Source organism: Kluyvera ascorbata ATCC 33433, from assembly GCF_000735365.1.
GTDB classification, from domain to species: Bacteria; Pseudomonadota; Gammaproteobacteria; order Enterobacterales; family Enterobacteriaceae; genus Kluyvera; species Kluyvera ascorbata.
The window spans coordinates 1-11,164 of the sequence record NZ_JMPL01000130.1; the positions used below are offsets into that span (position 1 = coordinate 1).

Consider the following 11,164-nt stretch of genomic DNA (forward strand, 5'->3'; position numbering starts at 1 on the left):
CCCGCGTTCTTTAGCCAGCGGCTGTCACCCACACCAGTTAGGGCTCGCCGACGTGCTGATGGCGCTTCGACTGACCGATGAGTTTCCGCAACGACTCATCCTGCTCGGCATCGAACCTAAATCACTGGCACCGGGTATGGCTCTTACGCCGACCGTCGCCCGCGCGATGGAAGATGCCATCGTCCAGGTCGCACGCCTCCTGGCCGATCGAGGTATTGTCGTTCAACCTCGGGAGAGTAAAGCATGATAGACGGTTTCGATAACAATCCTTCTGCACGTCTGGAGCACGCTTTTCATGAGATAGCGGCCAAAAGCATGGCTGGGCTTCCCTTTTATCGGCAGCATATTCCCATTAGGGCATGTGGTTTTCAGCGCTTTGAAGGCCAATGGTTTGGCGCCATTCTGACGCCATGGATGCTACAGCTTATGCTCCTTCCCGGTCCGGGGCAACGTTGGCAGCACCGGCGGGCTGACGAACGCGTGGCCCTGGCGCTCCCGCAGGGTGAGATGCTGTTTCGCCCGGGAGAAATTGCGCCAGATCTTTACTATCTCTCTTGCTCGCTGATGTCACCAATAGATGCTTCCCTTAGCGCTGAGCTTGCTCTCGAACTTGCCGAAAGTAGCGCAAAACTCGCACTCTCGCTGCCGCTTCGCCAGAGGGACGAGATTAATGCTGGACGGCGTGCGCTGCTTAGCGGTAAACGCGCCTCTTCTTCATTTGAGTAAGGTTGAGTATGTGTATTGGCGTTCCGGGAAAAATCGTGGCGGTAGGTGAGTCGATTCATGAACCCGCATGGGTCGAAATTAATGCCATTAAGAGACAAATAAATTTATCGCTGGTTTGCGAAAATTCACCGCAGGAATTATTAGGTTGCTGGGTTCTCGTGCATGTGGGCTTCGCCATGAGCATTATTGACGAGGATGAAGCGGGCAACATCATGGAAATACTCAAAAAAATCTCCGGGGAAGCGATAATACCCTGAAGATTTACCCTGGCTATCTAGCTAACAACTGACTTCTTTATCTCTCAATTAAGGTGCCATCATGGGCGAAATTAGCGTTACCAAACTTTTAGTTATTGTTGTTCTCGTTGTCTTGCTTTTCGGCACCAAAAAACTCGGATCGCTCGGTTCTGATTTCGGTGCTGCCCTGAAGGGCTTTAAAAAGGCAATGAGCGATGACAGCACCACGGCGAATGATGCCGATTTTCTCAACGAGAAAAAAGCGCAGGACGACGTGAAACCCGCTGAAACGAAACAAGAGCAGGCCTGATCATGTTTGATTTTGGCTTCAGCGAACTGCTGCTAGTCATGGTGATTGGGCTGGTCGTTCTCGGCCCAACACGCCTGCCGGTGGTGGTTAAAACAGTTATGGCATGGGTGAAAACACTGCGTTCGCTAGCAACAACGGTACAGACCGAGTTAACCCAGGAGCTCAAGGTGATGGAGCTACAGGATAAACTCAAAAAGCTGGAGTCGATGGGCGCAGAGAATCTGACGCCTGAGCTAAAAAGTTCGCTGGAGACGCTACGCCAGGCAACCGAGTCGCTCAGACAACCGTTTAAAAATGAAACCATTCCAGCGCCAACGATTGGAAAAGTCCAGCCGGACATTGCCACCGACGACAATGAACCCGTGACCAACGAAAAAACATCATGACCGAAGAAAATACCCAACCGCTGATTGGCCATCTGATTGAGCTACGCAAACGCCTGATCAACATCATTTTGTCGATCGCGGTCATCTTTCTGGCGCTGGTCTATTTCTCCAACGACATTTATCAACTGGTCTCCGCACCGTTGATGAAACAGATGCCAGCGGGTGCCAGCATGATTGCCACCGACGTCGCCTCACCGTTCTTCACACCGTTGAAGCTGACGTTTATGGTATCGATTATTCTTTCCGCCCCTGCCGTACTTTATCAAGTGTGGGCATTCGTCGCGCCAGCGCTGTACAAGCATGAGCGTCGATTGGTTACCCCTCTGCTGGTTTCCAGCACCCTGCTGTTTTACCTCGGCATTGCCTTCGCCTACTTTGTGGTCTTCCCGCTGGCGTTTGGCTTCCTCACCCATACCGCGCCACGCGGCGTAACGGTAGCGACGGATATCAAAAATTACCTCGATTTCGTGATGTCGCTATTTTTAGCCTTTGGCGCGTGCTTCGAAATCCCGGTGGCTATCGTGCTACTGTGCTGGATTGGCGTGCTAGAGCCCGCCGATCTAAAGAAAAAACGCCCTTATATTCTGGTCGCTTCCTTCATCGTGGCAATGTTACTGACACCACCGGATGTCTTCTCGCAAACGCTACTGGCTATCCCGATGTATTGTCTGTTTGAGGCGGGCGTATTCTTCTCGCGATTCTATACACCGAAGCAAAATGCAGCCACAGAACTGAGCACTGAAGCGGACGCACAGTAGTGGGAAACGGCCTCTTATGCCGTCTGACCTCTCTGATAGATAGCGACTCAGCAGCACTTTCAGTATTTTCCGCTGTCAGAGTCCTACTGACAGGGTATGCTGCTTTATGTCAGGATGCACAGAACGCTTCACCTTGAGGAACCTCATGAAAAAATTGTTTGTTATCGCCGCACTGATCGTCAGCGGCCTGGTGGTTGGCTGCAATCAGCTCACGCAGTATTCCGTCAGCGAGCAGGAAATTAATCAGGCTTTGCAGAAACGGAATAATTTCTCTAAGGATATTGGCGTGCCCGGCGTTGCCGATGCCCATATCGTCCTGAGCAACCTCTCCAGCGCCATTGGGCGTGAAGAGCCAAACAAAGTGACGCTAAGCGGCGACGCCAAGCTGGATATGAATTCCCTTTTCGGTAGCCAGAAAGCGAATATCGCGCTGACGCTGAAAGCGCTGCCGGTGTTCAACAAAGAACAAGGCGCTATTTATCTTCAGGAGATGGAGATTCAGGATGCGAAAGTCACCCCGGAGAAAATGCAAACGGTGGTGCAGACGTTAATCCCTTATCTTAACCAGTCGCTGCGCACTTATTTCAATAAGCAACCTGCCTACGTGCTGAAAGAAGATGCAAGCCAGGGTGAAGCGCTGGCGAAGAAATTTGCTAAGGGTATTGAGGTTAAACCAGGCGAAATTATTATCCCGTTCACTGACTAATTTCCCGAATACATCCTGTAGCCCTCTTCGTTGGGAGAGGGCTTACTTCAAATTCCCTTCATTATCATCCATAACAAACAAATTTTACGGAAAAGGATGCAAAGGGAAACGTTTACGCTTATCCTTAGTGCCCGGCAAAAAATGACTGATATCCCACCAGCCGGAGCCTCAAATGACCGCATTACCGCAAGTTCTGAAAATTCGCCGCCCAGACGACTGGCATATCCATCTTCGCGATGGTGAGATGCTGAAAACGGTTGTCCCGTATACCAGTGAACTGTATGGCCGCGCAATTATCATGCCGAACCTGGTTCCGCCAATTACCACTGTGGATGCAGCTATCGCCTACCGCCAGCGCATTCTTGATGCTGTGCCCGCCGGGCACAACTTTACGCCGCTGATGACCTGCTACTTAACCGACACCCTCGACCCGAACGAGCTGGAGCGCGGTTTTAACGAAGGCGTATTCACCGCAGCAAAACTGTATCCGGCGAATGCTACCACAAACTCCAGCCACGGCGTTACCAGCACCGATGCCATTATGCCGGTGCTTGAGCGCATGGAAAAACTGGGAATGCCGCTGCTGGTACACGGTGAAGTGACCCACGCGGAGATTGATATCTTTGACCGTGAAGCGCGTTTTATCGACACCGTGATGGAACCACTGCGCCAACGCCTGCCGGGGCTAAAAGTCGTCTTCGAACACATCACCACCAAAGATGCGGCGGAATACGTGCGCGACGGTAACGAACTGATTGCCGCCACCATTACCCCTCAGCACCTGATGTTCAACCGCAACCATATGCTGGTTGGCGGCGTTCGCCCTCACCTGTACTGCCTGCCTATTCTGAAGCGTAACATCCACCAGCAGGCGCTGCGTGAGCTCGTCGCCAGCGGTTTTACCCGCGCATTCCTCGGCACCGATTCCGCGCCACACGCCCGCCACCGCAAAGAGGCAAGCTGCGGCTGCGCAGGCTGCTTCAACGCTCCAACGGCGCTGGGTAGCTATGCCACCGTGTTCGAAGAGATGAATGCGCTGGAGTACTTTGAAGCCTTCTGTTCTCTGAACGGCCCGCGCTTCTACGGCCTGCCGGTGAACGAGGATGTTGTCGAACTGGTGCGCGAAGAAAGCCAGGTTGCCGAAACCATCGCCCTCAGCGACGATACGCTGGTGCCGTTCCTGGCCGGTGAAACGCTGCGCTGGACGGTGAAAAAATAATTTCACGCCCCCTGTTGTAAAAGCCGCAAGGTGACTGTATAAATATACAGTATATTACACAGGGGGCAATTATGCGTATTGAAGTTACCGTTGCAAAAACCACTGCACTGCCTGCAGGGGCGCTAGACGCGCTGGCAGGCGAACTTTCCCGCCGTATTAACGACCAATTCCCGGACAGCGGAGGCACCGTCAGCGTGCGCTACGCGGCCAATAACAACCTCTCCGTCATCGGCGGCATCAAAGAAGATAAAGACCGCATCAGCGAGATCCTCCAGGAAACCTGGGAGAGCGCGGACGACTGGTTCATCACCGATTAATATTTGCTCCCTCATTGTGTTTTTGCCGGGTCGCCCCGGCTTTTTTTCGTTCTTTTCTGCTTGTTATTTTCACATTTATCCCCATCTTTTAGATTAGCTGCAAAAACAATGAACAATATGGTTGTTTATTGTGCGAACAGCCGGTCTATTCAGGAATTTATGTTGCTTTTGATTTCAATTCTCGAGTATTTATTGAATTGTTGTATACTGATAAAGCTTCACAAAAAATTGCATTAAACCTCGAGAGTTGTTGCCTTTTAACACATGAAGAAGGGGTTATGATGGAAAAGAATAATGAAGTCATCCAGACCCATCCCCTCGTCGGATGGGACATCAGCACCGTTGATAGCTACGATGCCATGATGCTGCGCCTGCACTACCAAGACCCCAATCAATCGAGCAATAAAGAAGCTGAAGTTGGCCAGACCCTGTGGCTAACCACCGATGTCGCACGTCAGTTTATTTCCATACTGGAAGCCGGGATTGCCAAGATTGAGTCTGGCGATTACCAGGTCAATGAGTATCGCAGGCATTAATGCTGATACTTTCGTCGTATTAACGACCAACAGGCACCTACGGGTGCCTTAATTATTTTCACCCTTGTATAACAACAGTGGGTTAATTACTCTACCAGACTCTGGCTTTGCGCTTTTCATCGTGTCGGGAATGACTATGGAATACGATCTTATTATTATTGGCAGCGGCTCCGTCGGCGCGGCGGCAGGTTATTACGCCCGTAAAGCGGGTTTAAATGTGCTGATGACCGATGCCCATATGCCCCCTCATCAGCAGGGGAGCCATCACGGCGATACCCGCCTGATGCGCCACGCCTACGGTGAAGGCGAGAAATACGTACCGCTGGTCCTTCGCGCACAAGCGCTGTGGGACGAACTGGCCGCCACCAGCGGCGAAGCGCTGTTCGAACAAAGCGGCGTCGTCAACCTTGGCCCGGTAGACTCCACCTTCCTGAACACCGTCGCCAACAGTGCCGAGCAGTTCGGCCTGGCGGTTGAACACCTGGATGCCGGGGCTATCATGGCCCGCTGGCCAGAAATTCGCGTGCCGAATGACTACAAAGCCATCTTTGAGCCGGGTTCCGGTGTGCTGAAAAGTGAACTTGCGGTGAAAACGCTGATTACAATGGCAAAAGACGCAGGCTGCGCGCAGCTGTTCAACTGCCCGGTCACCGCCATTCGTAACGATGGCGACGGCGTCACCATTGAAACCTCCGAAGGAAGCTGGCGCGGCAAAAAACTGCTGCTGACGGCGGGAACCTGGGTTAAGCAGCTCTATCCTGAACTGCCCATCCAACCTGTGCGTAAGGTCTTTGCCTGGTTCCAGGCCGACGGTCGCTATAGCCGCAAAAATAACTTCCCTGCCTTTACCGGTGAGCTGCCGAACGGCGACCAGTTCTACGGTTTCCCGGCGGTGGAGAATGAGCTGAAGATTGGCAAGCATAACGGCGGTCAGGTCATCAATAGTCCGGAAGAACGCAAAGCGTTTGGCACCGTGGCAACCGACGGTTCAGAAGCCTTCAGCTTCCTGCGCCAGATCCTACCGGGCATTGGCGGCTGCCTGTATGGAGCAGCATGCACCTATGACAACACGGCGGATGAAGATTTTATTATCGACACCCTGCCTGGCCAACCGGACGTGCTGTTTATCGGCGGCCTGAGCGGTCACGGCTTTAAGTTTGCCACCGTGCTAGGGGAAATTGCCGCGCAGTTCGCGCAGCAGAAAACGCCAGAATATGATTTATCACCGTTTGCGCTGTCCCGCTTTAACGGCTGAGCCTCACGGCGCCGGATGCGCTTTGCTTATCCGGCCGACAAAATAAAACGGCCCCGATAATTCGGGGCCGTTAAATCGAGAATGCTATGCGTCGTCTGTTCTACTTTCTGCTCAACAACATCCGCGAACACCTGATGCTGTATCTGGCGCTCTGGCTGCTGCTGGCTCTTCTCGACATCGCCTGGCTCTACTTCAACTAATCGTTCTCAGTTTGCGGGTCCGGGATACCCAAACGCGTATTCAGGCGACCGCGCGACTTGTTAAAAATCTTATTGCCATTCTCACGCCCGGCACGACGCAGACGCTGCTCTTCTTCTGGCAGTTTGTGCTCTTCCTGACAGGCCACGCTGCAGCAGCCTTCAAACTTCTCGGCACAGGCAGGACACTGGATAAACAGCAGATGGCAGCCGTCGTTCAGGCAGTTGGTATGACTATCGCACGGGGTACCGCACTGATGGCAATGGGCAATGATGTCGTCTGAAATACGCTCGCCCATACGCTCGTCAAAAACAAAGTTTTTACCGACAAAACGTACCGGTAAACCCTGCTCCCGAGCGCGGCGGGCATACTCAATGATGCCGCCTTCGATATGCCAGACCTGATTAAAGCCGTTATGTTTCATCCACGCGCTGGCTTTTTCACAACGAATACCACCGGTGCAGTACATGACAATTTTCTTGTCTTTATGCTCCTGCATCATCTCAACCGCTTTCGGCAGCTGCTCGCGGAAGGTATCCGCCGGGATTTCCATCGCCTGTTCGAAATGCCCCACTTCGTATTCATAGTGGTTACGCATATCGATAAACACCGCATCAGGGTCGTCGAGCATGGCGTTCACTTCCGCCGCCTTCAGGTAGTGACCCACATTGCTGGCATCAAACGTCGGGTCCTCAATACCATCAGCCACAATGCGTTCACGTACCTTCATACGCAGCACCCAGAATGATTTCCCATCATCATCCAGAGCAATGTTCAGACGCAGCCCTTTCAACGCAGGATCAAAACTATTCAGGCACTCACGCAGCTTCTCAACGCGGCTCTCCGGCACGCTAATCTGCGCGTTAATACCTTCGCGCGCGAGATAGATTCGACCAAAGACATCAAGCGCAGAGAGCGCAACATAGAGCGCGTCACGCGTGGCTTTTGGATCAACAATGGTGAAGTACTTATAGAATGAGATAGTGGTGCGTGGCTCGGTTTCTGCCAGCATCTTCGCTTTCAGCGTCTCATTCGAAATGCGGTTATGTAACACTGGCATGGTGTTCTTATCCTGCAAAATTGAATGGTGAGTAATAATCGGGGCGCATGATATAGCAATCATCGTTAATTTACATCCCCACATTTTGCGCTACATTCTCATCACGATTACTGATTTGCTGCAAAAAAGTTGAATGAATACTCTCCAGTCGTGACGCAGCCGTTTTGGTTGTCGGAAAAAAAGTGCGACAATAGAAACAGTTGCTTGTAATAACAGGAATGACATGACCCAGTTACCCAAATTTACTGCCTCGTTGCTACATCCTCGCTACTGGCCATCCTGGCTAGGTATTGGCGTACTCTGGCTGGTCGTTCAGCTCCCCTATCCGGTTATCTATCGCCTCGGTAATGCCATTGGCCGCCTGGCGATGCGTCTAATGAGACGTCGTGCCCGAATTGCGTATCGCAATCTTGAGCTGTGCTTCCCACACAAGAGTGAAGCGGAACGTCATGAGATGGTGGTCAAGAATTTTGAGTCCGTCGGCATGGGCGTGATGGAAACGGGGATAGCCTGGTTCTGGCCAACCAAACGCGTCAACCGCTGGATGGATGCGAGCGGTCTTGAGCATATTCGCGCCGTACAGGACGCGGGTCGCGGTGTTTTACTGATCGGAATTCACTTTCTGACGCTGGAAATGGGGGCTCGCATGTTCGGCATCCATAACCCAGGGATCGGGGTTTATCGTCCAAACGATAACCCGGTGATCGACCTGCTTCAAACCTGGGGTCGCATGCGCTCGAACAAAGATATGATTGACCGCAAAGACCTGAAAGGCATGATCAGGGCACTGAAGAACGGTGAAATTATCTGGTACGCCCCGGATCACGATTACGGCCCGCGCGCCAGCGTCTTTGCCCCGCTGTTCGCCGTCAAAGATGCCGCAACCACCTCTGGCACCTGGATGCTGGCAAAAACGTCAAAAGCGTGTGTGGTTCCTTTCGTCCCCCGTCGGAAGCCGGACGGTAAAGGCTACGAGCTGATTATCCTTGAGCCCGAATGCAACCCGCCGCTGGACGATGCCGAGACAACCGCGGCATGGATGAACACCATCGTTGAGAAGTGCATCATGATGGCGCCAGAGCAGTATATGTGGCTACACCGGCGCTTCAAGACGCGGCCGGAAGGCGCACCATCGCTCTACTAGCGAACGTTAACGCACAGCCTCGGCTGTGCGTTTTTGTTTTAGCTTTAAAAGCTGCCCACATTGCAGTGATATAAACACAGGAGCATAATTAGCAGGCTTATAAATATATTCTCTTTTGGCGACGTTTCGCCTGCGGAACCCTATGCAACCCTCAGATGCCCCCATTAACTGGAAGCGAAATCTCGCTGTCGTCTGGCTCGGCTGTTTTTTAACCGGTGCCGCGTTCAGCCTGGTTATGCCTTTCCTGCCACTTTACGTTGAAGCGCTCGGCGTTACCGGCCATAGCTCGCTGAATATGTGGTCCGGTCTGGTCTTTAGTATTACCTTCCTGTTCTCCGCTATCGCGTCACCGCTGTGGGGCGGCCTGGCCGACCGCAAAGGGCGTAAGATAATGCTGCTACGCTCGGCGCTGGGCATGTCCATCGTGATGTTGTTAATGGGGCTCGCGCAAAATATCTGGCAGTTCCTGATCCTTCGTGCGCTGCTGGGGCTACTCGGCGGTTTTATTCCGAATGCTAACGCGCTTATCGCCACGCAGATCCCACGCCATAAGAGCGGCTGGGCGCTCGGTACGCTTTCAACGGGGGCAGTCAGCGGCGCGCTGTTGGGGCCGCTGGCCGGCGGTTTCCTTGCCGATAACTACGGCCTGCGCCCGGTCTTCTTTATGACCGCCGCGGTACTGTTTGTCTGCTTCGTCATGACGCTGTTTTTCATTCGCGAGCAGTTCACGCCGGTATCGAAAAAAGAGATGCTGCACGTCAAAGAGGTCTTTGGCTCGCTGAAAAACCGCGAGCTGGTGCTAAGTCTGTTCGTGACCACGCTGATAATCCAGGTGGCGACCGGTTCTATCGCCCCTATTCTGACGCTCTATGTGCGCGATCTCGCGGGCAACATCAGCAACATTGCTTTCATCAGCGGCATGATAGCGTCGGTGCCCGGCGTGGCGGCGCTAATTTGTGCGCCGCGCTTGGGGAAACTCGGTGATCGTATTGGCCCGGAAAAGATCCTCATCGTGGCGCTGGTTGTCTCCGTACTGCTGCTGATCCCAATGTCATTTGTGCAGAACCCACTACAGCTCGGTATCCTGCGCTTCCTGCTCGGCGCCGCCGACGGTGCGCTGCTGCCCGCAGTGCAGACGCTGCTGGTGTATAACTCCAGCAACCAGATTGCCGGTCGTATCTTTAGCTATAACCAATCGTTCCGCGATATTGGCAACGTCACCGGGCCGCTTATCGGTGCGGCTGTATCGGCCAACTACGGTTTCCGCGCCGTCTTCTGCGTGACCGCCGCCGTAGTCTTATTCAACGCGATTTATACCGGTTTTAGCCTGCGTCGTAGCCCCGAACCTTCCCGTCCTTAAATACAACGCCCGGCGGTTTGCGTTAAATCAAACCACCGGGCGTGTACAACTCAAAAGTTCAGCTATTATTTCCCTGAATACTTCGTCACATTGCAGGGAGTTGAGATGACTTTATACGCCACGCTCGAAGAAGAGTTAAGCAAAATACATCCATATATATCAATCATATATAAAAATCTCTTCTAGATGCACTAACAGTTAGTACCGTCATAGTCGACAATCACAGACTCACAGATGACCTTTGTTCCGTTCCATTGATCCTTATAGATCGACGTATCAATACCTACACCGGGTTGAAGTGTGTACCCGGTCTGGTTGTGAAACTTAACGTACTTTGGCGTTTCTCTGCGGTCGTAGTACTGAGCACCTGAGTACACAAAACCAGCACTAGCCTGTGGAACAATCCAGACCCCCATTGATGCAAACTTACTCGCGTGATCTATCACCTTGTACTCAAATTCTGTACCCGTATAAACGCCTGTATACGCCTGTGATGTGTTTATATGTCCGAATGGTGGATTGCCATATGCAACACGATAGAAACGGTCTGGTGTGTACTGGAGTGCATCAGCAGTGATCCATTCTGCCTCTGGTAGTACCCTCTTCCCTATCAGTACATACTCTGGATTAAGTTCTACACATGTGATGTGAGTGGGTTTGTTTCTTAGGTACTGGTAGTAACTGAGTCTACCGATACCTGCACATAGTTCGATACAGTCACCAGTACAGCCAGCATCAAGAATGAAATCCCATGCAAGGAATTCAGGTGTGAAGAAAGCCCCCGTTGCACCGATACCATCACCACGATAGTTATTAAAGATAAATTCTTTGTCATCTTGTGTTAGCTGCCTATCAGAATGTACTAATTCCATCACCCTATTATGATTAGCAGATTCCCTTTTTGTAACTCTTGCCATAAAATACTCCATACTATTTGTGTACGGGTATTTATG

Annotated in this window: 15 protein-coding genes and 1 pseudogene; 14 read left to right on the plus strand and 2 right to left on the minus strand. The window is 52.2% G+C overall.

All coding sequences use genetic code 11. The annotated features are described in order from the left end of the window. The 12 genes and pseudogenes from GKAS_RS20270 to GKAS_RS24260 form a co-directional block, all read left to right on the plus strand. Nucleotides 1-247 (plus strand): hydrogenase maturation protease (locus GKAS_RS20270; protein WP_035896883.1); only part of this gene is annotated, 247 nt, incomplete at its 5' end. Next, nucleotides 244-726, plus strand: a complete 483-nt coding sequence (hybE, locus tag GKAS_RS20275; RefSeq protein WP_035896884.1) for a hydrogenase-2 assembly chaperone — start codon at nt 244-246, stop codon at nt 724-726. The genes GKAS_RS20270 and hybE, both read left to right, overlap by 4 nt. 8 nt (nt 727-734) lie before the next feature. Next, nucleotides 735-983, plus strand: a complete 249-nt coding sequence (hybG, locus tag GKAS_RS20280; RefSeq protein WP_035896885.1) for a hydrogenase maturation factor HybG — start codon at nt 735-737, stop codon at nt 981-983. Nucleotides 984-1,044: 61 nt separating this feature from the next. Continuing rightward, nucleotides 1,045-1,272, plus strand: coding sequence for a Sec-independent protein translocase subunit TatA (gene tatA / locus GKAS_RS20285; RefSeq protein WP_035896886.1), 228 nt, complete (start codon nt 1,045-1,047; stop codon nt 1,270-1,272). Between the two features lie 2 nt (nt 1,273-1,274). Further along, a pseudogene (gene tatB / locus GKAS_RS20290) lies at nt 1,275-1,562 on the plus strand (Sec-independent protein translocase protein TatB); the annotation flags it as partial. Nucleotides 1,563-1,654: 92 nt separating this feature from the next. After that, on the plus strand, nt 1,655-2,416 hold the full coding sequence (gene tatC / locus GKAS_RS20295) for a Sec-independent protein translocase subunit TatC (RefSeq protein ID WP_035896887.1): 762 nt from the start codon (nt 1,655-1,657) through the stop codon (nt 2,414-2,416). Between the two features lie 145 nt (nt 2,417-2,561). Then, nucleotides 2,562-3,122, plus strand: coding sequence for a lipoprotein (locus GKAS_RS20300; protein WP_035896888.1), 561 nt, complete (start codon nt 2,562-2,564; stop codon nt 3,120-3,122). 172 nt (nt 3,123-3,294) lie between these two features. Next, on the plus strand, nt 3,295-4,341 hold the full coding sequence (pyrC, locus tag GKAS_RS20305) for a dihydroorotase (RefSeq protein WP_035896889.1): 1,047 nt from the start codon (nt 3,295-3,297) through the stop codon (nt 4,339-4,341). Between the two features lie 71 nt (nt 4,342-4,412). Beyond that, nucleotides 4,413-4,658 (plus strand): DNA damage-inducible protein I, encoded by a 246-nt coding sequence (gene dinI, locus GKAS_RS20310; protein ID WP_035896890.1) that lies wholly within the window; start codon nt 4,413-4,415, stop codon nt 4,656-4,658. 281 nt (nt 4,659-4,939) lie between these two features. Beyond that, the gene (gene bssS, locus GKAS_RS20315; protein ID WP_035896892.1) at nt 4,940-5,194 is read left to right on the plus strand and encodes a biofilm formation regulator BssS; all 255 of its coding nucleotides are present in this window, start codon (nt 4,940-4,942) and stop codon (nt 5,192-5,194) included. A gap of 136 nt (nt 5,195-5,330) precedes the next feature. After that, entirely contained in the window at nt 5,331-6,449 is a 1,119-nt protein-coding gene (gene solA, locus GKAS_RS20320; protein ID WP_035896894.1) for an N-methyl-L-tryptophan oxidase, read from the plus strand. 86 nt (nt 6,450-6,535) lie between these two features. After that, on the plus strand, nt 6,536-6,649 hold the full coding sequence (locus GKAS_RS24260; RefSeq protein ID WP_072011447.1) for a DUF2770 family protein: 114 nt from the start codon (nt 6,536-6,538) through the stop codon (nt 6,647-6,649). On the opposite strand, the gene trhO is transcribed toward GKAS_RS24260, so the two are convergent. Continuing rightward, nucleotides 6,646-7,707, minus strand: a complete 1,062-nt coding sequence (gene trhO / locus GKAS_RS20325) for an oxygen-dependent tRNA uridine(34) hydroxylase TrhO (protein ID WP_035896896.1) — start codon at nt 7,705-7,707, stop codon at nt 6,646-6,648. The genes GKAS_RS24260 and trhO overlap by 4 nt on opposite strands. 223 nt (nt 7,708-7,930) lie before the next feature. On the opposite strand from trhO, the gene GKAS_RS20330 reads away from it, so the two are divergent. Beyond that, nucleotides 7,931-8,851 carry a Kdo(2)-lipid IV(A) acyltransferase gene (locus GKAS_RS20330; RefSeq protein WP_035896897.1) on the plus strand — a complete coding sequence of 307 codons (921 nt, stop codon included), beginning with the start codon at nt 7,931-7,933 and terminating at the stop codon, nt 8,849-8,851. 142 nt (nt 8,852-8,993) lie between these two features. After that, nucleotides 8,994-10,211 (plus strand): multidrug efflux MFS transporter MdtG, encoded by a 1,218-nt coding sequence (gene mdtG, locus GKAS_RS20335; RefSeq protein WP_035896899.1) that lies wholly within the window; start codon nt 8,994-8,996, stop codon nt 10,209-10,211. A gap of 191 nt (nt 10,212-10,402) precedes the next feature. On the opposite strand, the gene GKAS_RS20340 is transcribed toward mdtG, so the two are convergent. Continuing rightward, nucleotides 10,403-11,164 (minus strand): class I SAM-dependent methyltransferase (locus GKAS_RS20340; protein WP_246870757.1); only part of this gene is annotated, 762 nt, incomplete at its 5' end.